The organism is Pseudovibrio ascidiaceicola (assembly GCF_900114245.1).
Classification (GTDB): domain Bacteria; phylum Pseudomonadota; class Alphaproteobacteria; order Rhizobiales; family Stappiaceae; genus Pseudovibrio; species Pseudovibrio ascidiaceicola.
Map to the genome: position 1 here is coordinate 214,750 of NZ_FOSK01000006.1, position 25,036 is coordinate 239,785.

The 25,036-nt window shown below is 50.4% G+C and carries 26 protein-coding genes; 16 read left to right on the forward strand and 10 right to left on the reverse strand.

Going from position 1 to position 25,036, the window contains the following annotated elements:
- Positions 1–6: 6 nt before the first annotated feature.
- Both BM231_RS13225 and BM231_RS13230 read right to left on the reverse strand, forming a co-directional pair.
- Positions 7–792 carry a helix-turn-helix domain-containing protein gene (locus tag BM231_RS13225; RefSeq protein WP_093520051.1) on the reverse strand — a complete coding sequence of 262 codons (786 nt, stop codon included), beginning with the start codon at positions 790–792 and terminating at the stop codon, positions 7–9.
- Positions 793–918: 126 nt separating this feature from the next.
- Positions 919–1,296, reverse strand: coding sequence for a VOC family protein (locus BM231_RS13230; protein WP_093520053.1), 378 nt, complete (start codon positions 1,294–1,296; stop codon positions 919–921).
- 332 nt (positions 1,297–1,628) lie between these two features.
- Here BM231_RS13230 and purB point away from each other — a divergent pair, with 332 nt between their 5' ends.
- Genes purB through BM231_RS13255 form a run of 5 tightly spaced genes read left to right on the forward strand, consistent with a single transcriptional unit; the run spans position 1,629 to position 5,708 of the window.
- Positions 1,629–2,957, forward strand: a complete 1,329-nt coding sequence (purB, locus tag BM231_RS13235) for an adenylosuccinate lyase (RefSeq protein ID WP_093520055.1) — start codon at positions 1,629–1,631, stop codon at positions 2,955–2,957.
- Positions 2,958–2,986: 29 nt separating this feature from the next.
- Complete coding sequence (locus tag BM231_RS13240) at positions 2,987–3,346, forward strand: VOC family protein (RefSeq protein WP_093520058.1); 360 nt, start codon at positions 2,987–2,989, stop codon at positions 3,344–3,346.
- Between the two features lie 54 nt (positions 3,347–3,400).
- Positions 3,401–4,201: a metallophosphoesterase family protein gene (locus BM231_RS13245; RefSeq protein WP_093520060.1), complete on the forward strand. Its 801-nt coding sequence runs from the start codon at positions 3,401–3,403 to the stop codon at positions 4,199–4,201.
- The gene (locus BM231_RS13250; RefSeq protein ID WP_093520062.1) at positions 4,188–4,739 is read left to right on the forward strand and encodes an RBBP9/YdeN family alpha/beta hydrolase; all 552 of its coding nucleotides are present in this window, start codon (positions 4,188–4,190) and stop codon (positions 4,737–4,739) included. The genes BM231_RS13245 and BM231_RS13250 overlap by 14 nt, the downstream gene beginning before the upstream one ends.
- Before the next feature lie 60 nt (positions 4,740–4,799).
- Positions 4,800–5,708, forward strand: coding sequence for a heme-dependent oxidative N-demethylase family protein (locus tag BM231_RS13255; RefSeq protein WP_093520063.1), 909 nt, complete (start codon positions 4,800–4,802; stop codon positions 5,706–5,708).
- Here the strand turns inward: BM231_RS13255 and BM231_RS13260 are convergent.
- On the reverse strand, positions 5,705–6,529 hold the full coding sequence (locus BM231_RS13260) for a helix-turn-helix domain-containing protein (RefSeq protein WP_093520065.1): 825 nt from the start codon (positions 6,527–6,529) through the stop codon (positions 5,705–5,707). The genes BM231_RS13255 and BM231_RS13260 overlap by 4 nt on opposite strands.
- Positions 6,530–6,612: 83 nt before the next feature.
- Here BM231_RS13260 and BM231_RS13265 point away from each other — a divergent pair, with 83 nt between their 5' ends.
- The 6 genes from BM231_RS13265 to BM231_RS13290 all read left to right on the forward strand — a co-directional run bounded on the left by BM231_RS13265 (position 6,613) and on the right by BM231_RS13290 (position 12,249).
- Positions 6,613–7,026 (forward strand): DUF3224 domain-containing protein, encoded by a 414-nt coding sequence (locus tag BM231_RS13265; RefSeq protein ID WP_093520067.1) that lies wholly within the window; start codon positions 6,613–6,615, stop codon positions 7,024–7,026.
- A 113-nt stretch (positions 7,027–7,139) separates the two neighbouring features.
- Positions 7,140–8,510, forward strand: a complete 1,371-nt coding sequence (locus BM231_RS13270; protein ID WP_093520068.1) for an ABC1 kinase family protein — start codon at positions 7,140–7,142, stop codon at positions 8,508–8,510.
- A 136-nt stretch (positions 8,511–8,646) separates the two neighbouring features.
- Positions 8,647–8,931 (forward strand): aa3-type cytochrome c oxidase subunit IV, encoded by a 285-nt coding sequence (locus tag BM231_RS13275; protein ID WP_208860338.1) that lies wholly within the window; start codon positions 8,647–8,649, stop codon positions 8,929–8,931.
- 157 nt (positions 8,932–9,088) lie between these two features.
- Positions 9,089–10,402: a hypothetical protein gene (locus BM231_RS13280; protein WP_093520070.1), complete on the forward strand. Its 1,314-nt coding sequence runs from the start codon at positions 9,089–9,091 to the stop codon at positions 10,400–10,402.
- A gap of 141 nt (positions 10,403–10,543) precedes the next feature.
- On the forward strand, positions 10,544–11,314 hold the full coding sequence (locus BM231_RS13285; protein WP_063312844.1) for an acetoacetate decarboxylase: 771 nt from the start codon (positions 10,544–10,546) through the stop codon (positions 11,312–11,314).
- A gap of 26 nt (positions 11,315–11,340) precedes the next feature.
- The gene (locus tag BM231_RS13290; RefSeq protein WP_093520072.1) at positions 11,341–12,249 is read left to right on the forward strand and encodes an alpha/beta hydrolase; all 909 of its coding nucleotides are present in this window, start codon (positions 11,341–11,343) and stop codon (positions 12,247–12,249) included.
- 46 nt (positions 12,250–12,295) lie between these two features.
- Here the strand turns inward: BM231_RS13290 and BM231_RS13295 are convergent, their stop codons facing one another.
- Positions 12,296–13,156, reverse strand: coding sequence for a tetratricopeptide repeat protein (locus BM231_RS13295; protein WP_093520074.1), 861 nt, complete (start codon positions 13,154–13,156; stop codon positions 12,296–12,298).
- 197 nt (positions 13,157–13,353) lie between these two features.
- Positions 13,354–13,578: a 30S ribosomal protein S21 gene (gene rpsU, locus BM231_RS13300; RefSeq protein WP_057462062.1), complete on the reverse strand. Its 225-nt coding sequence runs from the start codon at positions 13,576–13,578 to the stop codon at positions 13,354–13,356.
- 724 nt (positions 13,579–14,302) lie between these two features.
- Here rpsU and BM231_RS13305 point away from each other — a divergent pair.
- Positions 14,303–15,058 (forward strand): class II glutamine amidotransferase, encoded by a 756-nt coding sequence (locus tag BM231_RS13305; protein ID WP_093520254.1) that lies wholly within the window; start codon positions 14,303–14,305, stop codon positions 15,056–15,058.
- Between the two features lie 184 nt (positions 15,059–15,242).
- Positions 15,243–16,643, forward strand: a complete 1,401-nt coding sequence (locus BM231_RS13310; RefSeq protein ID WP_208860340.1) for an MATE family efflux transporter — start codon at positions 15,243–15,245, stop codon at positions 16,641–16,643.
- A 71-nt stretch (positions 16,644–16,714) separates the two neighbouring features.
- Here BM231_RS13310 and BM231_RS13315 read toward each other — a convergent pair whose 3' ends face one another.
- The 3 genes from BM231_RS13315 to BM231_RS13325 form a co-directional block, all read right to left on the reverse strand.
- Entirely contained in the window at positions 16,715–17,803 is a 1,089-nt protein-coding gene (locus BM231_RS13315) for a 5-(carboxyamino)imidazole ribonucleotide synthase (protein ID WP_093520078.1), read from the reverse strand.
- An 86-nt stretch (positions 17,804–17,889) separates the two neighbouring features.
- Positions 17,890–18,393, reverse strand: a complete 504-nt coding sequence (purE, locus tag BM231_RS13320) for a 5-(carboxyamino)imidazole ribonucleotide mutase (RefSeq protein WP_008551529.1) — start codon at positions 18,391–18,393, stop codon at positions 17,890–17,892.
- A 123-nt stretch (positions 18,394–18,516) separates the two neighbouring features.
- On the reverse strand, positions 18,517–18,729 hold the full coding sequence (locus tag BM231_RS13325) for a YdcH family protein (protein WP_093520080.1): 213 nt from the start codon (positions 18,727–18,729) through the stop codon (positions 18,517–18,519).
- Positions 18,730–19,128: 399 nt separating this feature from the next.
- Between BM231_RS13325 and BM231_RS13330 the strand changes: the two genes are divergently transcribed.
- The gene (locus BM231_RS13330) at positions 19,129–19,299 is read left to right on the forward strand and encodes a YdcH family protein (protein ID WP_093520082.1); all 171 of its coding nucleotides are present in this window, start codon (positions 19,129–19,131) and stop codon (positions 19,297–19,299) included.
- Positions 19,300–19,361: 62 nt separating this feature from the next.
- Here BM231_RS13330 and BM231_RS13335 read toward each other — a convergent pair whose 3' ends face one another.
- A complete protein-coding gene (locus BM231_RS13335) occupies positions 19,362–21,008 on the reverse strand; it encodes an acyl-CoA synthetase (protein ID WP_093520084.1) in 1,647 nt (548 codons plus the stop codon).
- Positions 21,009–21,476: 468 nt separating this feature from the next.
- Here BM231_RS13335 and BM231_RS13340 point away from each other — a divergent pair, with 468 nt between their 5' ends.
- Complete coding sequence (locus BM231_RS13340) at positions 21,477–22,049, forward strand: hypothetical protein (RefSeq protein WP_093520086.1); 573 nt, start codon at positions 21,477–21,479, stop codon at positions 22,047–22,049.
- Between the two features lie 56 nt (positions 22,050–22,105).
- Here BM231_RS13340 and BM231_RS13345 read toward each other — a convergent pair whose 3' ends face one another.
- Positions 22,106–22,864, reverse strand: coding sequence for a sulfite exporter TauE/SafE family protein (locus tag BM231_RS13345; RefSeq protein WP_093520088.1), 759 nt, complete (start codon positions 22,862–22,864; stop codon positions 22,106–22,108).
- Positions 22,865–23,067: 203 nt separating this feature from the next.
- On the opposite strand from BM231_RS13345, the gene BM231_RS13350 reads away from it, so the two are divergent.
- Entirely contained in the window at positions 23,068–24,981 is a 1,914-nt protein-coding gene (locus BM231_RS13350) for a propionyl-CoA synthetase (RefSeq protein WP_093520090.1), read from the forward strand.
- The last annotated feature ends 55 nt before the right edge of the window (positions 24,982–25,036 follow it).

Below are 25,036 nucleotides of genomic sequence, written 5' to 3' on the forward strand. Positions count from 1 at the left end.
AATCTGTTAGGTGGCAACTATGCCAAGTCTTAGTGCGGGGTGGCTCTCGTAGTCTTGAAGGAAACGGACAGTTTCAGTCTTGCGCCAGATTTGTCGGAACTGTGCTGGTGTATGGCCCGTCTTTTCGCGGAAGTCCCGACTGAAATGAGCCTGATCAGCAAACTCGTGATCGTAGGCGATATCAGTGAGTGAGGTGTTGGTTCTGGTGATATCAGAGAGAGCCTCGTGAAACCGATTGAGCCCCGCGAACGGCTTGGGGGATAGACCCATATGCGCCTTGAAATGTCGGCGCGCTGTCCTTTCTGACCTCTTGTCAGGCCGATCATCAGCATATTGTGGCAAACTGTTATCGGGTACGGACGAGATCAAGAGGTCGCATATTTCGATAAGGGTTTGATGGACGCCCTCGATACTTAACCGAGCCAGAGTATGTTGCTGGAGAGCGGCTACGATTTGCTCTTGCATACGGTATGATGGATGCTGAATGGTTTTGGGTGGCAAGTGCTTAAACCTCATCCCCCATATGGTGCCGATGACCGGATGTTTCTTAAGTGAAGCTGTCAGTTTAGGAGGTGTGTATTTCGGCTTGAATGGGGTGTCTGAATGGTCTGCGTGATGCTCGAACCGTAACGAAGCATAGGGAGAGGCGAAGTTGCCTTTGCTTTGGGCTGAGAGCGTTCCATCGTCGTGGAGGTAGAATGTACTTTCAATGAAATGCGTTTGCCTGTTCGGGGTGTTGAACTCTAGGTAACAGGCTTTGGTATTGGCTAATTCACTTGAAGGCACAGTCACTCACAAACCTCACTGGATTACTGAGAGGAGTGTAGAGGGAACTGAGTAGCTTACTGAAGCTCAACGTTTGTCGGAGTTATAATATGGCTTTGCTGGCTCTCTTGTTTACTGCTGGTCCTTTGCCCACTAGCGGTGTTGGTCTATCAGAATAGGGTTTCCATCCGGATCAATCACAGTGAAGCTTGCCGGACCTGATGTGGTCTCGTCTGCTTCTTGTCCGTGAACTTCAATGCCATCAGCTTTCAAGCGCTTTTGGAGCTCTCTCACATCGATAAACTCATCAAGGGCTTGTGCTTCCTGATCCCATCCTGGATTGAAGGTGAGCATGTTCTTTTCAAACATTCCCTGAAACAACCCGATGATAGTCTCGCCATTCTTCATGATCGCCCAGCCATCTGTGCCATCACAACCAGGATCGCATGCGAAGCCGAGCTTTTGATAGAACGAGATTGATGCTTTGATGTCCTTAACCGTCAGGCTGATTGAAAATGCACCCAATTGCATGTGACTTCCCCCTCAAGAACCACTTTGAAACGTCTTAGATGCTCAGCATAAGGGAAGTTTTGCAGAGCTCAAGTTGGTCATGAACCACGATGCAACAGATACTGCCAAGGGGGATTTCCGGCTTGGATTTGATTGTGTTTGGTTGCAGACAAGTTGACTGAAAATTGCAGGTTCTTTTTTCGGGTGATGAAGAAATATTCATAGTACGCATAGCAACGTTGAATTCTCTAAAAAACGCGTTTTTTCGGCATTACCAGAGCTTTCTGGCATTGTTCTAGAGAGCCTGTCCTGCTACATCCTGCGACAGAATTGTAACGCATACGAGGACTGGCATGATCCCGCGCTATTCGCGTCCTGACATGGTCGCTATTTGGTCTCCTGAAACGAAATTTCGCATCTGGTTTGAGATTGAAGCTCATGCCTGTAATGCTCTGGCAGAGCTGGGTGTGATCCCAAAAGAATCTGCTGAGAAGATCTGGGAGAAGGGTGGTCCAGCTACCTTCGACATTGCGCGGATTGATGAGATCGAGCGTGAAACCAAGCACGATGTGATTGCGTTCCTGACACATCTTGCTGAAATCGTTGGTCCGGAAGCACGCTTTGTGCACCAGGGCATGACCTCTTCTGACGTTTTGGACACCTGTTTCAACGTTCAGCTGGTTCGTGCAGCAGACCTTCTGCTGGCCGATATGGACAAGCTGCTGGCTGCTTTGAAGCGCCGTGCTTACGAGCACAAAGACACAGTGACCATCGGTCGTTCCCACGGCATTCATGCTGAGCCAGTGACCTTTGGTCTAAAAATGGCTCAGGCTTATGCTGAGTTTGATCGCTGTAAGAAGCGTCTTGAGCTGGCTCGCGAAGAGATCGCAACCTGTGCGATCTCCGGTGCTGTTGGTACCTTTGCAAACATCGACCCGCGTGTTGAAGAGCATGTTGCTGAGAAGCTGGGGTTGGGTGCTGAGCCTGTTTCCACTCAGGTTATTCCGCGTGACCGTCATGCCATGTTCTTCGCGGTTTTGGGTGTGATTGCATCCTCTATCGAACGTCTTTCTACAGAAGTACGCCATCTGCAGCGCACGGAAGTTCTGGAAGCTGAGGAGTTCTTCTCAAAAGGCCAGAAGGGCTCTTCTGCGATGCCGCATAAGCGGAACCCTGTGCTGACTGAGAACCTGACCGGTCTTGCTCGTATGGTTCGTTCTTATGCATTGCCTGCTATGGAGAACGTTGCACTGTGGCATGAGCGCGATATCTCGCACTCTTCCGTTGAGCGTATGATCGGTCCTGATGCGACTGTAACACTGGACTTTGCGCTGGCTCGTTTGACCAACGTGATGGAAAATCTAGTGGTTTACCCAGAGCGTATGATGGGTAACATGGATCGCCTTGGTGGTCTGGTGCACTCTCAGCGTATTTTGCTGGCACTGACGCAGGCTGGTGCATCTCGCGAAGATAGCTACCGCCTTGTTCAGCGTAATGCGATGAAGGTTTGGGACAGCTACCAGGTTTCTGGTGATGCGAAGGTGGACTTCCTGACTGAACTGCTGGCGGATGAAGATGTTCGCAAACATCTTTCTGAAGAGCAAATTCGTGAGCGCTTTGACCTTGGCTACCACACCAAGAATGTAGATGTGATCTTTAAGCGGGTGTTTGGCGAAGCCTAAGCAACCCGTACACAGCAGTGGAGGGGAAGATGAAGCTTTATGGTCTACGGATTTTCGTGAGTGATATCGAAAAGGCCAGGGAGTTTTATGCCGAAACGCTCGGTCTTCCTCTTAGCTGGGAAATGCCAGAGCTTGGCGCGTTTGGTGCCAAGCTCGACAACGCAGAGCTCATTATTGAGCAAGCGCATAACGAGGAAGACCAAGAATACATTGGTCGCTTTCTCGGTGCGTCACTTCAGGTCGATGATATCGTCGATACTTATGAGCGCCTTTGTGAGAAAGGCGTTGCCTTTACCAGCCCGCCTGAAAAGCAGGTGTGGGGCGGAGTTCTTGCACATTTTCATGATCCGTTTGGCAATGTTTTGACACTGCTGGGTGAACCTCGCTGACAACATGGTCCTTCTTAGTTTTAATAGGGCTGATGTCGATCAGGAGTCATTGCTATGAGAATTGCGGTTATCTCGGACATTCACGGTAACCTGCCTGCTCTGGAAGCTGTTCATCGCGACATAAAGCGGAAGTCACCGGATCTGGTATTTAATCTGGGTGATTGTGTTTCCGGACCGCTGTGGCCAGAAGAAACGGCTCAGTACCTTATCGCAGAAAACTGGCTTACTGTGCGTGGCAATCATGACCGGCATTTGGTGGACCATGTCCAATCCAAGATGGGTCCTAGCGATGCACATGCTTATTCTCTCCTTTCTGATGAATCCAAGGCATGGTTGAAGCAACTGCCAACGCAAATGGAACATGTAGAGAATGTGTTTCTGTGCCATGGCACGCCATCAGCTGATCATGTTTATCTCACTGAAGAGCTTTGTGGGGATCACACCAGAATTGCATCACCGGAGTATGTGTTAGAGCATATTGGCGATGTCTCGTCACCGCTGGTCGTTTGTGGGCACTCCCACATCCCTCGGGTCATCTGGTTAGAGACAACCGGACAAATCGTGATGAATGCAGGCAGTGTTGGGCTGCCAGCCTATGATGATGACAAGCCTCATGCACATACGATGGAAGTTGGAAGTCCTCATGCGCGGTACATGATTGTGACCCGGGTTGGGACACGGTGGTCCTTTGAAGAGCGAATGGTGAACTACGATTGGGATCATGCCAGTAGAAAAGCTGCGCGTAATCAGCGTGGAGATTGGGCTGGCGCTTTGAAAACTGGGTATTTTCGTCCTATTAAGCTGCCAGACTTTTTAGCACGACCACGTATTGAGGAACCTTATGAAGATTTCTGAGGCGGACATTCTCATTGTCCCCGGCCTACATGGCTCCGACGCAAACCACTGGCAAAGCCGTTGGGAAACAAAATTCTCCACTGGTCGGCGTGTTGAGCAGAGCAGTTGGAGCAAGCCAGACCTTGAGGAATGGGTGAATGCCGTTGTGAAGGCGGTCGAAGAAGCCACGCGTCCGGTGGTGCTTGTTGCGCACTCTGCTGGTGTTGTTGCAGTGATTCACGCTGCACCTCGTATCAAGAATTGGGTGAAGGGTGCTTATCTGGTTGCGCCTGCAGATGTGGATGATACCTCATGTGTTCCGTCGGAATTGCATAGCTTTGGTCCGTTTCCAACTTCCCCGCTGCCGTTCCATGCCAAGGTTGTGGCGAGCCGCAATGATCCTTATTGCACCTTCGAGCGTGCGGAGCAGCTTGCCAAGCTCTGGAATGCACGTTTGCAGGATGCTGGTGAAAGTGGCCATATCAATTCTGAGAGCGGTCAAGGGCCGTGGCCAGAAGGCATTATTTCGTTTGCTCATTTCATGAAAGAGCTCGGGTAATCCGTATAGGTTGAAGAACGCCCTCCTTCCGGTGCATGTTTTGGATGGGGAGGGCGTTTTATGTCGCGATTTGCACATACACCTTATGATGGCTCTAAGAGACCGTTTACCGTTGGGCTTGAGCCTCTTGATTTGAGAGAGTGGATTGAGCCCGATGAGTTTTTAACTGCCCATCTTGATGAAAAAGAGCGACTGATTGCAGATCCTAAGAGGTTTGTGTTTGCGGCAGAAGCGGATACTGAAGCAGCTCAGCGCGAAGTAGCAGATCTTCTTGCTGTCCATCTGCTTGATCAATTTCCCAGTATTTATGAGCGTCACTCGGACAATTCTCTTAGCGTGAAGAATGCAGGGAAGCGTGTTGAGCTATCGTTTTGTGCTGAACCGCCACTACTAGCTATCTCCCGTGTCGTTCAGGAAGATCTGGTGCTGATGCGTAAAGGCGATGATGGGTATAGACTTGTTGCTGCAAGCCTGTGTTTTCCTTCCAGTTGGTCTCTAGCGGAAAAGTTCGGCGGCTCAATGAGTGCAATCCATGAAGGGGTACCGGATTTCAATGGACATCGCATGGGACACATGGTTCAGCGGATTTTTGAAAGGTTGGAAGCAGATAAGCCCGTTTGGCGACTGAACTGGTCTCTGTATACGGACGCTGAGCTTCATCATCCGATTTCAGGTTTGCGCGGGGAAGTTCTTTGTGAGGCTGATCAGGCATTTGAGCAGCTTTATGTGCGCGTTGAGAAGCAGACATTGCGACGTCTGCCTAACAGTGGAGATATCCTCTTCACTATCAGGGTTCATCATGATCCCGTTCATGGCCTGTTAGAGCATCCGGATGGTGATCAACTAGCCCAAGGCCTAAAGACGCAGTTGCTTGAGTTAACTGATGAGCAGTTGGACTACAAAGGCATCAAAACGCACGCATCAACTATCGCACGAGCGCTTGATATGATCGCTGGGGAACGTGTTTAGGAAGGCTGAGACGCTGGTAGGTAATGACTTGGTGTGTGGCCTGTTAGTTTCTTGAAGGCGTTGTTGAAATGGGATTGGTCGAAGTAGCCGAGGGAGTGGGCCAAGTCTGTTAGGTTGAGGTCTTGTCCGTTGTTGATCGCATTAACCGCGGCTAGCATGCGGTAGCGTTCGATCACCCATTTGGGATTAACGCCGACGTAGCTTTGGAAGAGGCGTTGGATTGTTCTTGGCTGGAAACCTGAGATCCCGGAAAGATCTTTCAGATTGCTAATTTCGTCTGTTGTCGCGATGAGGTCTACGAGTGCACCGGCATCCTTCGCCTTAGAAGTTGAGGGATGTTTATGTGAAATCAGAAGGGAGTCCATCTGGATCGCGAATGCTGTTGGATCATCAGCCGATTTTAGCTTAGCTACCAGTTGCTGCTCGGAAATACTGAGGAATGGTTCAATATTTTCGTGAGTATTGAGGAGCAAGGATGGGCTGTATCGGAAGAAATCTGCAAAGGCTCCCGGGCGAAACTTTACCCCAAATACGCGGCCTCTCTGTTGCAAGGTGTAATGGAAAACGCCTGTGTTAATGCCAAACACGCCTGTCGTCTGCAATGTGTCGATGACAATGTGTTGGGATGGGTGGGGCAGGTTTGCTTGCTTATATGGAGGCTTGCCTCGCAGGTCCCATGTGATCAGCCAATAGAACTCGATGGCTTCCTGTAATGGCTCAGCTGGAGTGAGCCAGTCCAGATTGAAGTGTTTGAGGCTGCGTTGCTGGTCTAGCAAGCCGCTGATCTGGTTTGAGGTGTTATCCTGATTTGGCATAGGCATAAAAGATAGCAGCTGTCGCGCTTTTACAAGCCCTTCTGGTTTTGACGCAGTAGGTGTTTGGCTCCCAATGCAAGGAGCTGAAAATGGCAAAGATTAAATGCACCTACAAAGTTGAAGAATGGAAAGAAGAGATCGCAGAAGCGTTTTCTATGGCGAGCAAGTTTGCATCAGTTCGCGCTCAGGGACCCCTCAGCGGAGAAATCGTTGGGCAGGTGAGCATGTTTTATCTTTTGGCCTATGTAACAGAGAAAGAGGGCAAATACTCGGGGTACACGCAGATTTCTGGTCGATATGGTTCACATGAAGGCACGTTCCTTGTCGAGGAGAGCGGGGTGTTTGATGGGGAGACTGTTTGCTCTTCGATGACTGTAGTGCCCGGTTCCGGAACCGGAGGATTTGAGCGTGTTTCTGGTCGGGGCGAGTATGTTGCTTCGCATGGCAATGCTGTTGAAAGCCTGCTTGAACTGGAGTTTGTGGAGAGAGCTGAGCAAGCCTGAGCAAATATGTGATTAGGTAATTTCTAAAAGTGCCCTTGGGTTCTCTGCGTTTTCTGCTAGGTTTTGCAGTGCACTATATATTGCAATAAGAGTGTGAGACGCAGGAACCCCATATGCCTTCATCTCGTGACCGGGAAGCAAACAGAATGACCGCCCGCATTGGCCGCTATGCCAAGGTTGGAGGAAATATGAGTGGCATCGCAGCCAAGCTTGCAGCAGGTAAGCTGTTTGGTTGGGATCAAGACCCTGCGAAGAATGCGGCTTCTATCGCAGAATCTCTTGGTGAACTCAAAGGGCCACTGATGAAGGTGGCGCAACTTCTTTCGACGATTCCGGATGCCGTGCCTCCCGAATATGCAGCAGAACTGGCAAGTCTTCAGGCGAATGCACCTCCTATGGGGTGGGCTTTTGTTAAACGGCGCATGCGGGCTGAGCTTGGCCCTGGTTGGCAAGGCAAGTTTGATAAGTTTGAGAAGGAACCAGCAGCAGCGGCTTCTCTTGGTCAGGTTCACAGAGCTTATGATCAGGATGGGGCAATGCTGGCCTGTAAGCTGCAATATCCGGATATGGATAGTGCGGTTGAAGCTGACCTGAACCAATTTGACATGCTGCTTGCTCTGCATCGGCGATTCAGACCCGCGATTGAGACTTCTGAGATTGCGAAGGAGGTTGGTGACCGACTGCGGGAAGAGCTAGATTATCGCCGGGAAGCTCGGCATTCCAAGCTTTACGCCAATGTTTTTGCTACAGATGAGCAGATCCGGATCCCGGACGTGTTTGAAGGTCTGTCAACACGGCGCTTGCTTTCCATGAGTTGGCTGGAAGGGCGTCCGCTTCTGGCCTATCGACAAGAAAAGCTGGAGGCGCGTAACAAGATTGCGCAAGTGATGTTTAAGGCGTGGTGGCATCCGTTTGCGCATTATGGTGTGATCCATGGCGATCCCCATCTTGGGAACTACACGATCTTTGAGGATGGTGCGGAGCCAGCTGGTGTGAATTTGCTGGATTATGGGTGTGTGCGCATCTTCCCGCCAGACTTTGTGCAAGGCGTGGTAGATTTGTATCACGGCCTGCTCGAAGATGATCAGGATCGCGTTGTCGCTGCTTATGAGACTTGGGGTTTTGATGGGCTGACGACCGAGCTTATTGAGACCTTGAATATTTGGGCGAGTTTCATTTTTGGCCCGTTGCTCAGTGATCGGGTGCGCTCGATTGCTGATGGGGTTTCTCCAGCAGCTTATGGACGGCAGGAAGCGTTTCGGGTGCATCAGTCTCTCAAAGAGCTGGGGCCAGTGAAAATACCTCGGTACTTTGTTTTTATGGACCGGGCAGCAATTGGGCTTGGATCTGTTTTCCTTCACTTGCGAGCTGAGCTTAACTTCCATCAACTGTTTAATGAGCAGATTGATGGATTTGAGCTGGATGCGTTGAATGCCCATCAAAAGCACCAACTGGACTTATGTGGTTTGACTGGTGAGGATTGAGGCACATACTCAGGCCGTTAGAATTATCCCCGGCACTTAGGTTATTTCCAGAGCGGTTCTTTAGGGAAGTTGCGTCACCGGACCATGTGGTGTTAAAGACTGATATTAGGAAAACTACTTGTTTCGAGGGGGAAGCATGGCTGACGGGAGCGCGTCTGTTATGGACTATGAGGAACACGAGAAGACCTACAAGAACTTCATCAACTTCTCAAAGGTTGGAATTCTTGCAGCTCTTACATTTGTACTCGTTATTGCAATGATTGGATTTGGTGGCACTGCCGGGACGGTATGGGCAAGCATCACCACAATCGCAACAGTGATTGCTGTTGGTGTTGGTATGGCATCTGGTGACAGGTCACACATTGTGCCGGGAATCGTATTCCTGTTTGCTTGTGTGGTGACAGCTGTACTGACAATCTAAGAAACCCTCAGGTTTTTAAGGTTTTGAGAATCGCAGGAGCTGTGTGCTTCTGCGATTTTTCGTTTCAACCCCGAGATTTGCCAGAGGCGCTGCCCTTTTCTGATCATTATTGAAGAATAGAGCCTTTAATAAGAGTTGTTCTGAGTTCGGGTATCATATGTCTACTGCGCAAACTGTTCGCGTTCTTCTGCGCTGTTCCTTGCTGCTTGCAATTTTCATTGTGGTTGCAGTTGTCTCATCGCCATCTCATTCTGCCTCAACTGATCTTGGTTTTTCCCAGATTCTGAAGGAAGAAGGTGTTGCTGCGCGTGGCAGTAATTACGAGATTGTGCCGCCGGTTTTGCGGAACGGGACATTGCTGGTTTACAGCCTCAAAGTTCATGGCAAGACCTATAAAGTGCGCGGTACGGCGACATTGAAGAAGCGCATTAATGAACTTCATGCGCTGAAGGGCATTCAAGAACTGGATACGGTTTCTCAGGCGGGTGAGGGCGTTGTGACTGCGGTCGCCAAACCTCTGACGTTTCTCGGTAGCCTTGTAACCTCTCCCAAAGAGACACTGAGTTCCACGGCTGATGGTGTCGGCTTGTTGCTGAATGGTACTGTGAACACCATTACCGGAAATTCCGGAGCGACTGCCCCGTCTAAGGAAAGTGGAAAGAAGACCTCTGCGGTTGAGAGTGTTGCTGCGGCTGTTGTTGGCCGAGATAAAGCCCGACGCTATATAGCTGTTGCGGCGAATGTTGACCCTTATACGACATTTCCTCCACTCTCTGACGCGCTTGATAAGGCTGCCTGGGCTTATGCAACGTCTAACCGTCTGACCAATCTCGCAACTGTGTTTATTCCGGGTGGCGTTGGTACGGCAGTTAGTGGAGTTCTGGCAACAACCAACTTAAGCGAGGCTCTCAAGGCCAGCCCGACCGTTGCCGATGAGACGATGCGCGAGATGCTTGGTGATATGGCCATTCGCCAGCGCAGCACACGAGCATTCCTGAGCGCTACTTCTATGACGCGCGGTGAAAAAATGATTTTCGTTGCAAGCCTGCACTCGTTGAAGGGTGTTCGCGGCAGGAATGATCTGATTGATCAGGCTAGCCGACAGGGGCTTTCTCAAGAGGCGGGTTATTATTACCTGCTGGGTCTGATGATGATCGCTGATTATCATATTGATACAGAGCGTCTTGCTTCTGTTGAGCTGGTTGAAGGTATTCCGATTGGTGCGACACGCACAGGGCGCAAGGTCGCCTTTGTTGCAGGTGACCGAGTTGGTTGGAGTGTTGATCAGTCAACGACCACACTCAATATCGCAAGTCGTGTGAACCAAACCCATGCAGGCACTGGTGCGAGTGAACTGCGCGTGTTGGGACTGGTTCATCCAACTTTGAAAACAGAGCTTGGTGCCTTGAACTGGGTTATCCGCGAAAAAGCGCCGCTGGCAACTTTCAAAGAAATTGATGTAACAAGCTGATTAAAAAAGTGTTTGGGGTGAGCTCTGAAAGTGTCACCCTAAAACCCAAGGGGCAACATCTAAAATATCGGTGCTTATGGTGAGAGCGCGCTGGCTGGTGATTTGGCCGCGGTTCCCACTCTTTCATGATCGAGGTGGTCCATGAAAATTGCCGATATTCTTGAACAGGCTTCTATGCCGATTGCTTCTCCTGCTTATCCCAAGGGGCCATACAGGTTTATCGACCGCGAGTTTTTTGTGGTCTCCTATGAAAGTGATCCCGACGCAATTCGAGAAGCTTTGCCTGAGCCTTTGGAACCGGATGGGTCCAACACGGTGATGTTCGAGGTGATCCGCATGCCAGATTCTGCTGGCTTTGGGGACTACACCGAGTCTGGTATCGTGATCCCTGCCAAGTTTGGCGATCATCCTGTGAACTTCACGCAGCAAATGTTTCTTGATGACACACCGCCGATATTTGGTGGGCGTGAGATTTGGGGTTTTCCGAAAAAACTTGGCCAACCGGAACTGAGTATATCGGGAGCAACATTGACCGGGCATTTGGTCTTTGATGATGTGACCATCGCTATTGCGACCATGGGCTACAAGTACCAGCATCTTCTTTATGATGTGGAGCATGGTACGCAGTGTCACCCTGATGCGATTCTTAAGAAGCTTCAGAAAACTCAGGTTAATCTGAAGCTCATTCCAGATGTTGATGGTTCTTTGGCTATCGCTCAGTTGGTTGCTTATGAGGCGGCTGATGTGACGGTGAAAGGGGCATGGTCTGGTCCGGCAAGCCTGCAATTGTTCCACCATGCCAATGCACCAGTGGCTGAGTTGCCAATGCTCAAGTCACTCGGTGGTGTTCATTTCATCACTGACCTTACACTCCCTTATGGCCGGGTTATGTATGACTACCTGAAGCCTTAAGTGACGCGCTCTTACGGAGGTGCTGCATGCAAGGCAACTTCAGGATCCTTGGGTATTTGGTTGGCAGCGCACTTGCGGTGACTTTGTCGGTCGCGCAGGCTGCCGGTTTTGAATTGAAGCCTTTTAAAAATGAGCTGTTTGCCTATCCGCGCGTGCTGGAGCAGTCGAAGAATGGAGCCTTTTTGCGGCTCGATTATCAGATCCAGCGTGATTTGCGTGATCGGGATGAAATACCGGAACGACGCGTTGAGGGGCGTTACGTCTCTAGCAGGCCTTCCTGGTATGTGCGGGAGCGCTCAGCTGTGCTTGCGGGGAATAAGCGTAAGCACATCCGAGTTGGGGCTCCTGACGCCGACACCAAGCTGTTACTGCTTTATCTGCATGGTAAGGGTGGCAATCGAAAGCAGGGGAATGCCGATTGGACATTTGGTGGTAACTTCAATCGCCTGAAAAACCTGATGGTGCGTAATCGTGGGGTTTATCTGTCTCCTGATGTGAAGCTTGCAAGCTCTAGGGGTACTCAGGAAATCCGCGAGCTGATTGCGCAATACCGAGAAGAAGCGCCTCAGGCCAAGGTGATTGTGGCTTGTGGTTCCATGGGTTCGCAGGTTTGCTATGGGCTTGCTGATCAGGCCGGTGTAGCGGGGCCGCTGTCCGGCCTCATGTTCTTGGGCGGGGCGACGGATCAGCGGTTGTCGACGAGTGAAGCGTATAAGACGGGCGTGCCGATTGTCTTTGGGCATGGCAGTGCTGACAGAGTTTACAGTTGGGAGAAGCAGTATCAGTTGTTCGAGGTGCTCACTGGTAAAAAGAAACAGTATCCGGTGCGCTTCCGACTGTTCGAAACAGGCTCTCACGGAACACCCATTCGCATGATTGACTGGCGTGACGAGATTAACTGGATACTGTCCATATCTTCGAAAGCAAGACAATAAAAAAGGCCGGAGAACCCGGCCTTTGGAAGCGAGATGGTTTGTGAGCTTAAGCTTGCGGAACGCCAGATGACGTTGATAGGCGCTGGGAGCCTTCCTTCGCAATCTGGTTTGTCGAAGAAATCTGCAGTGCTCTGCTGTAGGACTGGCGGGCTTCTGTAATCTGCCCCAGAGCTTCTTCAGCGCGGCCACGGTTTGCCCAAGCAGATGCGGACTTGCCATTGAGTGCGATCGCAGCGTTGAAGTCTTTGAGTGCAGATTTTGGATCACTCAGAGAAAGGTAGGTTACTCCTCGCGCAATCAGAGGTGAATATGCGCGGGAGTTGAGACCAACAGCCGATGAAAAGTCATTGAGGGCTGCTTCCTGTAGACCCTGCGCCTGATAGATGAGGCCACGGTTGTGATAGGCCTGTGCATCGCCGGCGTTCAAACGAATGACTTCGTTGTAGTCACGAAGCGCTGCTGTGTTCTGACCGATAGAGCGGTAGGTGTTGCCGCGTCCGTTCAGGGCCTTCACGTAATCTGGCTTGATAGAAAGTGCTGAGCTGTAATCTTGCACTGCCTGAGACGTGTTGCCCTTGCGGCGCTCCACCAAAGCTCGGTTTGCGTAAGCCTGATAAGAGTTTGGTCTCAGCTGAAGAGACTTGTTGAAGTCCTCAATAGCCTGATCAAGGCGTCCAGCTTTTGCATATGCAATGCCGCGCTTGTTGTAGGCGTCAGCGTCGGTTGGGTTTGCGTCAACAACAGCGCTCAGACTGTCGATGTTGGAGGAAGAGCCAACAGCTTTGTCGATAGGCACATTCTGATAAACAAGGCCAGATGAGTTGGATTGGCATGCTGCAACGCCAAGTGCGAGCAGACACGCACAGATGCCTTTAGCCAGTTTATTGTTCACGAGAATGTGCCCCATTCTTAAAGAGTCCTTGCAATGACACGATAGCCTACACTTTAGTGTGGCAAAAAAAGGTCAATTGAACCAGCATAAACAACAAACGGACCAACCGGTTTACCGGTTAGTCCGTTCTGAATTCTAGCTTCGGTCCGCTCACACGCATTTCGTCAAACATAGTTGAGCCTTAGCTGCGTGATGTCCCGAGTGCAGCCGGATTAACGACGACCTTTGCCGACCAACAGGCCTTCACGCTGTGCGCGCTTGCGAGCCAGTTTGCGAGTGCGGCGGATTGCTTCAGCCTTTTCGCGAGCCTTCTTTTCAGATGGCTTTTCGTAGTGGCCACGAAGCTTCATTTCACGGAAGATGCCTTCACGCTGCATCTTTTTCTTAAGCGCTTTAAGCGCCTGATCGACGTTATTATCGCGAACGAGAACCTGCACGCGTTTATCCTTACCTTCGAGCATTCTGGATTACGTATCCAGAACGACATAGATGAAATGATTGATAGCAACGCTTAGCGCATATGCACGGGTCACAAGAACTCCGTCGCCGCTGATGCGTCGCTTCTTGACGGGGTAACTAACAGACTGTGTGGGGGCTGTCTACCTCCTTACTTGAGAATCTATGTTAATTTATAGATGGGAAAGGGGGGAATACCTCTTGTGGGGCAAGGCAATCTCAGCAGCATGTGTTTATTTTCTTCAAATTGGGGCATCGGCACGCTCGAGGGTAAAGTAAAAGATAAGTAAAAAAAGCTTTCAAAATGCATTGTAACTTTGAGTATGGAATTATTTTTGCGAAATACAACCATTGATTGTGTATGGTTGAGTCTCTCTTGCAACGCTGAAAAAAGTCACAGGAGCTTTTCTGAACAGTGGAAATCGAGGTGGAAATTTGAATGTAATTCGCTTCAAACGCTGCTCGTCATTTCTGACTTCGGAAATGAGTCGAGTGAGTCCATTCGACTCGCGAGAGTTGCGATTGAGAGACTCTCTTTAGATCCACGGAACGATCGCTGAGAAAACTCGTTACTCTAGTTCGAGGGAAGGGGTTTATACGTGCTGATGGATCATGCATACTCTAGTGACCTCATTTGGGTAATAGACCAGAAGAAAGAATAATGTAATGTGCCGCTGGCTTGCGTACCGTGGAGCTCCCATTTTTATGGAAGAGCTGATTTCAATGCCCAACCATTCTCTGATTGCGCAGAGCTTGCATTGTGCGGAAGCCAAGGTGAACACCAATGGTGATGGTTTTGGGATTGGTTGGTACGGTCACAAGGCTGAGCCAGGTCTTTATCGTGATACGCAGCCTGCGTGGGGTGATGAGAACCTTCTGAGCATTACCAAGCACCTCAAATCCTCTTTGTTCTTTGCTCATGTGCGTGCGTCTACTGGCACTGCTACCTCCCGTTCCAACTGTCATCCGTTTGCTGTTGGCAAATGGATGTTCATGCATAACGGGCAGATTGGGGGGTATGATGATATCCGCCGGCAGATTGAGGGTTTGATCAGCGACGACTTTTATCGTTACCGGCAGGGTACAACAGACAGTGAAGCGCTTTTTCTCGCCATGTTAAGTCATGGTCTGGATGTCGATCCTGTGGGGGCTGTGCAACAGGTCCTCACGAAAACACTTGAGATTATGCGTTGCAATGATGTCATTGCTCCATTGCGTGTAGCGATGGCCTTGACTGATGGTGAGCGCCTTTATGCTGTACGTTGCTCTAGTGATAAGATCGTTCCGAGCCTATATTACCGCTTACATAACAGTAACTTGAGTGTTGTCTCCGAGCCTTTGGAAAAGGGCGGGCAAGGTTGGTATGAAGTGCCTTGCGGACACATTATGGTCTATGGCGGTGATAATGCGCCTTGCTTTATTCCTCTGGACATTCCCGAAGAGTTTTGCAAAGTAGCGTAATCGGCATTTTCACTAGCGGTATTGCTTAGGCAAGAAGCCACTGGGATTTTGTCGATCTGTTTCTATGATAGGAAGTTTCCTCCCAGCGAGGCACTGTGGTCAATTGCAGGACCCAGCCTTGTTTATGTTCTTGAGAGGCTCAAGTTCTGGAGGGGCTCCATGCCCTTTTCTTCAGGAGCTTATGATGACGCGGGTTGAAAGCACCAGCGTTGCCAAACCCACATCCATGTCTGCATGGTGGGGGGAGTCCAATGCAACGCTTATTTTGGGATTGCCGTTGATCGGTGCGCAACTTGCGCAGATGGCAATCAATGCCACTGATGCATTGATGATCGGTTGGCTTGGCGCAACAGAGCTGGCAGCATCCGTGCTCGCTTTGCAATTGTTCTTTCTGACATGGCTGGCAGGACTTGGGTTCTTGCAAGCCGTTATGCCATTGGCATCCAGAGCCGAGGGTAAAGGCGACATACGTAATGTGCGTCGTGCTTCGCGCATGGGCCTTTGGATTTCGCTCATTTATACGACTTTTGCGATGGTCGTGCTGTGGAATGGTGAGAGTCTCTTGCTGGCCCTTGGGCAGGACGCCGAGGTTTCTGCCATTGCTGCCGATTATCTGCGTATTGTTCAGTGGTCGATGTATCCATCGTTATTTGTGGCGGCGCTTCGCAGCTTCCTCACCAGCATTGAACGTTCGCAAATTGTGTTGTGGGCAACTGTAGTGAGTGCTGTGGTCAATGCACTTCTCGATTATGTGCTGATCTTTGGCTATTTCGGCTTTCCTCAACTGGGCATTCTTGGTGCCGGGATTGCGTCTGTTGTGACAGCATTGGCGTCCTGTGTGATTTTGATTGCCTATGTGTTTTGGGAAGAGAAGTCTCGCAAGTATGAGGTGTTTGTTCGCTTCTGGCGTGCTGACTGGCCTGCGTTCTTTGAAATCCTCCGTCTCGGTTGGCCGATTTCCCTCATGTTGGTCGCTGAAGTAGGCTTGTTCTCTGCAGCTGCTCTGATGATGGGCTGGATTGGGACGCTGGAACTTGCAGCTCACGGGATTGCAGTTCAGCTCTCTGGTATTGCGTTCATGATTCCGCTTGGTTTTGCTAACGCTGCTGTTGTGCGTGTTGGCATTGCATCTGGTCGTGGCGATGCTGATGGCATTACACGTGCTGGCTGGGTGGCTCTGATTTGGTCCATAGTGATTGGTCTGCTTGGTGCGGTCTTGTTTGTTGCGATTCCTGATACGCTGATTTCCTTCTATCTGGATAGCAGTAATCCAGATGCAGCGGATGTGATCCGCCTTGGTGTGCCGCTGGTCTTTATTGCAGCGGTGTACATGGTGGTTGATGGTATTCAGGTGGTTGCTGGTGGTGTTCTGCGCGGTCTTTCAGATACGCGAGTGCCGATGGTGATTGCGGTGATTGGCTACTGGATTATTGGTGTGCCGCTTTCTTATGTGATGGCGTTCACCTTTAACTGGGGGCCAGAAGGGATCTGGGTTGGTTTGGCCAGTGGTCTCTTTATCACTGGTATCCTGTTGCTGATCCGGTTCCAGAAACGTGATCAACTTGGTCTCGTGAGGCTGGGATAGTTCGGCTCAAACAAAATAAAGCCCCGAAGATGAGCAGATCTTCGGGGCTTTTTCTTTGTAGAATAATGCGATCAGGATTTTGGGGAGAGACGATTGATGTGGCCCATCTTGCGGCCTTCCCGTGTCTCTGCTTTGCCGTAGAGGGTCAGGTGAGCATTTGGTTCCAGTAATGCTGCTTCCCACGAGTTAACATCATCACCAATTAGATTTTCCATGATGACGTTGTGTGCTCGGGTTGGCATGCCAAGTGGCCAGCCAGCAACTGCGCGAACATGCTGTTCAAACTGGTTCACTGGACAGGCGTCTTCTGTCCAGTGGCCTGAGTTGTGAACGCGTGGTGCGATCTCGTTGACTTTCAACTCGGTGGTATCGCCATTTCTGACGACAAAGAGCTCCACGCCCATCACTCCGACATAATCAAGCGCAACGGCGATGCGGGTTGCCATTTCGATGGTTTCCTGCGTCGTTTCTGCTGGGATGTCTGCTGGTACGCTGGAAGTCTTCAGAATGTGGTTCTTGTGGTAATTGTCGGCCGGATCGTAGCATTTGACTGTTCCATCCACGCCGCGAGCGACGATGACGGAGATCTCTTTTTCAAATGGGACAATGCCTTCGAGGATAGATGGCTGATTGCCAAGCTTGTTCATGGCACCTTCGATATCCTCAGGTGTCCGGATCATGATCTGGCCTTTGCCATCATATCCAAATCGGCGCGTTTTCAGTACGCCCTGACCGCCGAGCTCCATGAGCGCAGCTTCCAGCTCTGCCTGTGTGTCGACTTTTATAAACGGAGCGACCTGCGTTGCGGCTTTTTCTGAAAGGAAGGTCTTTTCTGCTAGGCGGTCCTGGGAGACTTTTAACGCATGCGGACCAGGGCGAACTGGAACGAACTGTTCCAGAATGCGGGCTGTCTCGCCGGGGACATTTTCGAACTCATAGGTAACAACAGAGACGCTTTTTGCAAACTGGGTGAGTGCTTGTTCGTCTTCGTATGCCGCAATGGTCTTCATTTCTGAGACCTCAAAAGCGGGGCTGTTTTCATCCGGGCAATAGATATGGCACTTCAGGCCCATCCTGCTGGCGGCTTGTGCGATCATACGGCCAAGCTGGCCTCCACCCAAAATACCAATCGTGTCGCCAGGACGTAGTGTGGAACCCATTTCGAAACTTTCCAGATGTTAGGGGCCAGATGTTAGGGGCGGCTTGAAACAAATGAGGCGCCTGCAAATGGGCGCCTCTGAAACTCTTACTCTTCCGGATTGACTGGCTTTTCAGCCACAGCCTGACTTTGCTTTTCGCGCCAGTCATCCAAATTGGCGGCGATCTCCGGATTGTTGAGTGCCAGAACAGCAGCAGCCATCAATGCTGCGTTGACAGCACCTGCGCGACCGATTGCAAGAGTGCCAACCGGAATGCCTGCCGGCATTTGGACGATGGAAAGAAGGCTGTCCTGTCCTTTAAGGGCACGCGACTCAATTGGAACGCCAAATACCGGCAGCGGGGTCATGGATGCGGCCATGCCGGGAAGATGGGCTGCACCGCCAGCACCAGCGATAACAACCTTGAAGCCGTTCTCTTTTGCTGTTTTGGAGAATTCTACCAGACGGTCCGGGGTGCGATGTGCTGAGACGATGCGAGCATCATAGGAAACTCCCAGTGCTTCTAGCGTATCTGCAGCATTTTTCATGGTTGGCCAATCGGATTGGCTTCCCATGATGATAGCGACTTCTGGCTGATCTGTGCGGTTCATAAAACGGGCACCCTCTGAGCGTCTGGGAAGAAAGCGCGGATTATAGAAATAACGCGGCGTGTTTCAACCCAATTACAATAAGAAATGCCAATAGTATACGAAGGTTAGAGCTCTGCCTCTAATTTAGGCAATAATGTCAGGTAAGAGCTGTGTTTCCAGTACTTGAATCTGGTCTCTTAGCATCAGTTTTTTCTTCTTTAGACGTTGCAGCTGGAGAACATCCGCCCGTCCCGTTTCAATGAGCGCGTCGATAGAATGATCAAGATCCCGATGCTCCTGTCGCAACTCAGCGAGCTCGGAACGCTTGCTATCCTGATCGAGGTTGTCTTCCGTCATAGTTTTTGTCCTCACATGACACTTATCGGTCTGTGTGCAACGAGACCCATCATTGATCAAATCTGGTGGGGCGCGTTGTCGCAATTTGCCGCTCGATGACAGTATACCGAATGTGCAGCGATGATGAACAAGAGTCTCTCGATTCTTACAGGAAGTGTTGTCTCATGGCGGATTTACGCAGCGTATATATAGGGTTGAATACTTAGTGGAGTTCTCTTTTGAGTAGAATTTGAAACCCATTAAATTTACTGGGTCATTTATAAGTTCCCTAAGTTTTTCATGAATTAGCGATCTCGCGTTGTAGAGGCCCGAAAAAAACAGCTAATCATCGTTCGACAACTCAATAAAATGGTGCCATCATCCTCCTGTAACAGAGACAATGTAGGAGGATCAAAACCTATGTCCATCCGTGAGCATTTGACTGAGCTGGAACGCCGCCATGCTACCCTTGAGAGGGAGCTGGAAACAGCCAAGCACCATCCGTCGATGGATGAGATCGAACTAGGCAATCTAAAAAGGCAAAAGTTGAAGCTTAAGGATGAGATCTCGCGATTACGAGTGACAGGGTAGCTTCCTCTTTCTTAACTGAATAGAAAATGCGTCGCTTTTAGCGGCGCATTTTTTGTTTGAGGTCAGTCGATCTTTTTTGCTTCTTCGCGCAATACGAACTTCTGGATCTTGCCTGTTGAGGTTTTTGGCAGGTCTGTGAAGACGACAGTTCTTGGTGATTTGAAACTGGCCAGATGTTGCTTGCAGTAGGTTACGATATCGTCTTCCGTCACACTGCTGTTCTCTTTTAATTCCACAAATGCGCATGGAGTCTCCCCCCACTTGTCATCAGGACGGGCGACCACTGCTGCTGCAGAGATTTCCGGGTGTTTGTAAAGGACCTCTTCGACCTCAATGGATGAGATGTTTTCACCTCCTGAGATGATGATGTCTTTGGAGCGGTCTTTGAGTTGGACGTATCCGTCTTCGTGTTGAACGCCCAGGTCTCCTGAATGGAACCAACCACCGTCGAAGGCTTCCTGTGTTGCCGTTGGGTTCTTCAGATACCCTTTCATCACAACATTGCCCTTGAACATAACTTCGCCGATGGTTTCTCCATCAGCAGGGACTGGTTTCATGGTTTCGGGGTCAAGCACAGCAAGGTCTTGCAAGGCGACGTAATTGACCCCTTGTCTGGCTTTCAACGCAGCTTGTTCCGATGAGGGAAGCTCATTCCAATGGTCATGCCATTCGTTGACGACGGCAGGGCCATAGACTTCTGTGAGCCCATACAGGTGGGTAACGTTGAAACCTTCCTCTGCCATAGCGGCCAGAACAGCTTCAGGCGGTGGAGCTGCTGCGGTGAAGAACTCAACATCGTGGGTGAATGCACGTTTTTGATCTTCAGGGGTGTTGAGTAACGTAGACATCACGATTGGAGCACCACAGAGGTGCGTGACTTTCTCGTCCGCCAGCGCGTTCCAGATTGGCGCTTGTCGTACCTGTCGGAGGCAGACGTGCGTTCCGGCAACGAGTGACAAAGCCCATGGGAAGCACCAGCCATTGCAGTGGAACATTGGCAGTGTCCAGAGATAGACTGGTTTTTTGCCCATGGCTGCGGTGATGATGTTTGCTTGGGCGAGAAGGTAGGCACCACGATGATGATAAACGACACCTTTCGGGTTTCCCGTTGTACCCGATGTGTAGTTGAGTGAGATTGCATCCCATTCATCGGCAGGAAGTTGCCATTTAAAGTCATCTGAACCGCTGGAAATCAGCTCCTCGTACTCCAACTCTCCAATTGTGGGAGCTGATTGCGGGAATTCCTTGTCGTTGTAGAGCACGACGATCGGCTTCACGGCTGCCAGTTCTAACGCCTCGGTCATGACCTTCGAGAACTCGCGGTCCACGATCACCAGCTTGCTCTCCGCATGGTCTATCTGGAATGCAATGATAGCGGCATCGAGACGGGTGTTGAGTGCATGGAGTACTGCACCAGCCATAGGCACGCCGTAATGAGCTTCAAGCATGGGTGGTGTGTTGGACAGCATGACTGACACGCAATCATTCTTGCCGATACCGTACTTTTCAAGGGCGCTCGCGAGTTTGATGGAGCGCTCGTAGAACTCGCTATAAGAACGGCGAATCTTACCGTGAATGATGGCTGTGTGGGTTGGAAAAACTTTTGCAGCTCTCTCCAGAAAACTGAGCGGGCTTAACGGCGTGTAATTTGCGTCGGTTTTTGGGAGGTCTTTGTCGAAATATGATGTGTTTGGACTATTGTTTTTCATGAAATTCCCCAGGCATTCAAATTCCGCTCAAGAGAACTGCGAAGATCCTTTGAGCTGGCTATCAGCTTTCCCAAGATAGTTATTGGCTCCGGTGAAGAGCTTGGAATTAAGAGTGTCGCATATTTTGATATATCTGAGTATAGGCGTAGGGGGTAGTTCAGATGACTTAGATGTTAGTCTGAGGGTCTTCTTGCTATTAGACTTTCATCTATAAGTATTTTTGAGATGTTTTGTGGATTGGTGTCGATATATTCGGCAAATTTAAATGCGGTGGTTGCAACTGGCACCTTAACTTAACGGTAAAGGTGAAATCTTGTTGCGTTTTTGGGCAAGACAAACGCTCGCGACAATTTGCAACACCTCAGAAGTCTTCCCCGTTTGCCTTTCGATTTGTAATGTAGACCTGTCTGATAAAAGAATAAATCGCGACCCGTTTGATACGGTGAGTGACGAACAAGCAGGGCTCGTATGACCGTAGTGACACCAAATCGACAGGGGAAGATCGCCTTATTTTTTGGCGTGGTTTTCTGCGCGATTACCGTGGCTCTGACGGGTTATATTTTCACCCTTGGACCACAGCGATCACAGGATGCGCAGTGGTTTGTGCTGCTGGTGGCATTCCCTGTTCTAATCCAGCTCTATCTCAATCGTGCTGTTATTCTGAATCACATCCGCGATCATTGGTATCTTTGGGCGATATCGACAGCCGTTTGTCTGGTTGTCGGACTTCAACTCAACTTTGGCCAGCTTAATTCGACAGGTACTATGGCAGATCAACTGCGTACCTACTTCTTCTCGTGGGTCGAAGGGCAACCTCCAAGCTCAGAATACGCTGGTAAGCCGTCAGATATGTATAATGCAAAGCAAGTTCGGTATCGGATTGTTTCGCCTGCGCGTGGTGATCTGGATCTGACCGACCCCTCGGGCTTCTTTCATAACGGAGTGACCTGGAAGACAATGCCGGATGCTGCTTTTGAGGTCGACGGGCCAATCGGCATGATCAAGAGTGTGCTTTACCACGGCTTGGGTGAGCGCGACTGATACTCACGTAGTTGATGGCTTATGCTACATCCTTTCTCTGCACCGTATAACACGCCTTAAAAGCCTGATGCGCCATCCCAAATCAGTTTGAGTGCGATAACAAACAGCGCTGCGTAAGTGATCTTGTAGAACAGCTCTTTGTTGATGTGTTTTACGATCTTAATACCTGCCAGTGTCGCCAGAGGGGCCAACGGGAGCAACACAAGAGATGTTGCGATGTTCTTGGCATCAAACTGACCAAGGGCGAAGTAAGGGAACACCTTTGAGAAGTTCACGACTGAGAAGAAGATGACAGCGGTGCCTGCCATGACTGGTGGTGCCAGTCTGAGGGGCAGGACATACATCTGAAATGGGGCTCCGCCTGCGTGAGCGATGAAACTGGTGACGCCAGAAACAGTGCCCCAGAATCCCCCTAAAAATACATTCTGAGGCTTCGGCGGTTTGTTGGCTTTGTTGTTGAACCAATAGTCGAGCACAAAGATCAAAGCGATTGCTCCAGTGACCAGCCTGATGTGGGTCTCAGAAATGTAGGCTGCTGCAAAGTAGCCGATCAGGGTTCCCATCAGACCTGCTGGTATGAGAATAGCCAATGTTTTTCTGCAAAAGATTGCTCGGTAAGAGATAAGCCCGACTGCGTCCATAACTAGCAAGATCGGGAGGAGTATTCCTGCTGCCTGCACAGGTGGAATTGCCAATGACATAAGCGGCACACCGACAAGGGCAAGGCCGCCCCCGAATCCTCCTTTGGCCATGCCAACAATGAAAACAGCAGGTATTGCACAGAGGTAGAAGAAGGGATCGGTAATTGGCAGCATGATTTATTTCCCGCAGTGGTGCAGGCAAGTCCTTTTTATTTAAGAGGAAACTAAGAAATAGGCGGGTTGAAAACTATAGGGTCATCTTTAGTTATAAGCCGATTTTCTAATATAGCAAAACTTGCCTTTAGGTCATTCAAGGCTCAGTCTTAGCCGAACCTGTGGACAGGTACTATGCAGGGGTGCATGGGAGGAGAGCAGCTATGACGAGCCGATACCACGACATCTACAATGGATGGAAAGAAAACAAAGAAGCCTTCTGGGATGAAGCTGCTAAGGGCATTGACTGGTTCTCGCCCTACACCAAGACTTTCGATGCTTCGCAAGGCACATATGGACGATGGTTTGTCGGAGGCGAGTGCAACACCTGCTATAACTGTGTTGATCGCCACGTAGAGCATGGTCGTCCAGGGCAGCCTGCGATTATCTACGACAGCGCCGTGACTGGTGAGAAGCGCACTTACACCTATCTGGAAGTGCAGGAGCAAGTGGGAGCTATGGCTGCGCTGCTGCGTGAGAAGGGCGTTGAGAAAGGCACTATGGTGCTGATCTATATGCCCATGATCCCTGAAGCGACGTTTGCGATGCTTGCCTGCGCGCGTCTTGGTGCTATTCACTCTGTTGTATTTGGCGGTTTCGCGGCTCAAGAGCTGGCTGTTCGTATCGAGGATTGTAAGCCTCAAGCCATCATCAGTGCGTCTTGTGGTATCGAGCCGGGTCGTGTGGTTGAATATAAGCCGCTGCTGGATCGTGCTATCGAACTGTCCTCCCACAAACCTGATTTCTGTTTTATCCAGCAACGTGAGCAAAAGATTGCTGGCCTCATTGAAGGCCGTGATTTTGATTTGGGCGCGCTGATGGAAACTGCGGTGGCAGAAAAGATGACCACCGAATGTGTTCCTGTTGCTGCAACTGACCCACTTTACGTGCTCTACACTTCTGGTACGACCGGACAGCCGAAAGGCGTGGTGCGTGACAACGGCGGGCATATGGTTGCACTTAAGTGGTCTATGGAGAACCTCTACGGCATTGATCCGGGTGAAGTGTTCTGGGCTGCTTCTGATGTGGGCTGGGTGGTTGGTCACTCTTACATCGTTTATGCGCCGCTGCTTCATGGGGCCGCGACTATTCTTTATGAAGGTAAGCCAGTTGGAACACCGGATGCTGGTGCGTTTTGGCGGGTGATTTCCGAGCATTCCGTGGTTTCACTGTTTACTGCGCCAACCGCTTTCCGTGCGATCAAGAAAGAAGATCCGGAAGGTAAAGAGCTGGCGAAGTACAGCATTGCCGGGTTGCGGTCGCTGTTCCTTGCGGGAGAGCGAGCTGATCCAGATACCATTTTATGGGCGGAAAACCTGCTTGGCGTGCCTGTCATCGATCATTGGTGGCAGACGGAGACTGGCTGGTGCATCGCTGGTAACCCTCTTGGCCTTGGTAAGCTGCCTATCAAGCTGGGTAGTTCCACTGTCCCGATGCCGGGATACGATATGCGTGTGCTGGACGACGAAGGGAATGAGCTTGGTGCGGGTGAACTTGGCAACATTGTTGTGAAGCTGCCGATGCCACCTGGATCACTGCCAACGCTTTGGAATGCCGACGACCGGTTTAAGGAAGCGTATCTCACTGAGTTCCCAGGCTATTACAAGACCGCAGATGCTGGTCTTATGGATGATGAGGGCTATCTTTTCATCATGGCTCGTACCGATGACATCATCAACGTGGCTGGGCACCGGCTGTCTACTGGAGGCATGGAAGAAGTCCTCTCTGAGCATCCGGATGTGGCCGAGTGTGCTGTGATCGGCATCGCAGACAATCTCAAAGGTCAGTTGCCATGCGGTTTTGTGGTTCTGAAGAGTGGTGTTGAAAAACCGACTGCTGTGATTGAGAAAGAGCTGGTTGCTCTGGTGCGAGAAAAGGTTGGTCCGGTGGCTGCCTTTAAGCTGGCGATTACCGTTGAACGTCTTCCAAAAACGCGGTCTGGTAAGATCCTTCGTGCGACTATGCGGAAGATTGCAGATGGTGAAGAGTTCAAGATGCCAGCGACAATTGATGACCCTGCCATTCTTGAGGAGATTGCAGAAGCGATCTCTGTTCGTGGGGTGGCATCTGTCAGCTAAATTCAGAGGAGCTAAGCAGTTTTACTGGAGAAGTGCATCGACATATTTAGGCTTT

Excerpts from the sequence above, each read along its gene's own strand:
- BM231_RS13275 (WP_208860338.1), top strand. The coding sequence starts at position 8,647 with ATGGCTGACGGGAGCGCGTCTGTTATGGACTATGAGGAACACGAGAAG.
- BM231_RS13335 (WP_093520084.1), bottom strand. The coding sequence starts at position 21,008 with ATGAAAAACAATAGTCCAAACACATCATATTTCGACAAAGACCTCCCA.
- BM231_RS13230 (WP_093520053.1), bottom strand. The coding sequence starts at position 1,296 with ATGCAATTGGGTGCATTTTCAATCAGCCTGACGGTTAAGGACATCAAA.
- BM231_RS13255 (WP_093520063.1), top strand. The coding sequence starts at position 4,800 with ATGTCGCGATTTGCACATACACCTTATGATGGCTCTAAGAGACCGTTT.
- BM231_RS13315 (WP_093520078.1), bottom strand. The coding sequence starts at position 17,803 with ATGGGTTCCACACTACGTCCTGGCGACACGATTGGTATTTTGGGTGGA.
- BM231_RS13240 (WP_093520058.1), top strand. The coding sequence starts at position 2,987 with ATGAAGCTTTATGGTCTACGGATTTTCGTGAGTGATATCGAAAAGGCC.
- BM231_RS13305 (WP_093520254.1), top strand. The coding sequence starts at position 14,303 with ATGGAAGAGCTGATTTCAATGCCCAACCATTCTCTGATTGCGCAGAGC.
- BM231_RS13330 (WP_093520082.1), top strand. The coding sequence starts at position 19,129 with ATGTCCATCCGTGAGCATTTGACTGAGCTGGAACGCCGCCATGCTACC.
- BM231_RS13350 (WP_093520090.1), top strand. The coding sequence starts at position 23,068 with ATGACGAGCCGATACCACGACATCTACAATGGATGGAAAGAAAACAAA.
- BM231_RS13245 (WP_093520060.1), top strand. The coding sequence starts at position 3,401 with ATGAGAATTGCGGTTATCTCGGACATTCACGGTAACCTGCCTGCTCTG.
- purB (WP_093520055.1), top strand. The coding sequence starts at position 1,629 with ATGATCCCGCGCTATTCGCGTCCTGACATGGTCGCTATTTGGTCTCCT.
- BM231_RS13325 (WP_093520080.1), bottom strand. The coding sequence starts at position 18,729 with ATGACGGAAGACAACCTCGATCAGGATAGCAAGCGTTCCGAGCTCGCT.
- BM231_RS13290 (WP_093520072.1), top strand. The coding sequence starts at position 11,341 with ATGCAAGGCAACTTCAGGATCCTTGGGTATTTGGTTGGCAGCGCACTT.
- BM231_RS13310 (WP_208860340.1), top strand. The coding sequence starts at position 15,243 with ATGACGCGGGTTGAAAGCACCAGCGTTGCCAAACCCACATCCATGTCT.
- BM231_RS13345 (WP_093520088.1), bottom strand. The coding sequence starts at position 22,864 with ATGCTGCCAATTACCGATCCCTTCTTCTACCTCTGTGCAATACCTGCT.
- BM231_RS13295 (WP_093520074.1), bottom strand. The coding sequence starts at position 13,156 with ATGGGGCACATTCTCGTGAACAATAAACTGGCTAAAGGCATCTGTGCG.
- BM231_RS13265 (WP_093520067.1), top strand. The coding sequence starts at position 6,613 with ATGGCAAAGATTAAATGCACCTACAAAGTTGAAGAATGGAAAGAAGAG.
- BM231_RS13285 (WP_063312844.1), top strand. The coding sequence starts at position 10,544 with ATGAAAATTGCCGATATTCTTGAACAGGCTTCTATGCCGATTGCTTCT.
- BM231_RS13250 (WP_093520062.1), top strand. The coding sequence starts at position 4,188 with ATGAAGATTTCTGAGGCGGACATTCTCATTGTCCCCGGCCTACATGGC.
- BM231_RS13260 (WP_093520065.1), bottom strand. The coding sequence starts at position 6,529 with ATGCCTATGCCAAATCAGGATAACACCTCAAACCAGATCAGCGGCTTG.
- purE (WP_008551529.1), bottom strand. The coding sequence starts at position 18,393 with ATGAACCGCACAGATCAGCCAGAAGTCGCTATCATCATGGGAAGCCAA.
- BM231_RS13280 (WP_093520070.1), top strand. The coding sequence starts at position 9,089 with ATGTCTACTGCGCAAACTGTTCGCGTTCTTCTGCGCTGTTCCTTGCTG.
- BM231_RS13340 (WP_093520086.1), top strand. The coding sequence starts at position 21,477 with ATGACCGTAGTGACACCAAATCGACAGGGGAAGATCGCCTTATTTTTT.
- BM231_RS13270 (WP_093520068.1), top strand. The coding sequence starts at position 7,140 with ATGCCTTCATCTCGTGACCGGGAAGCAAACAGAATGACCGCCCGCATT.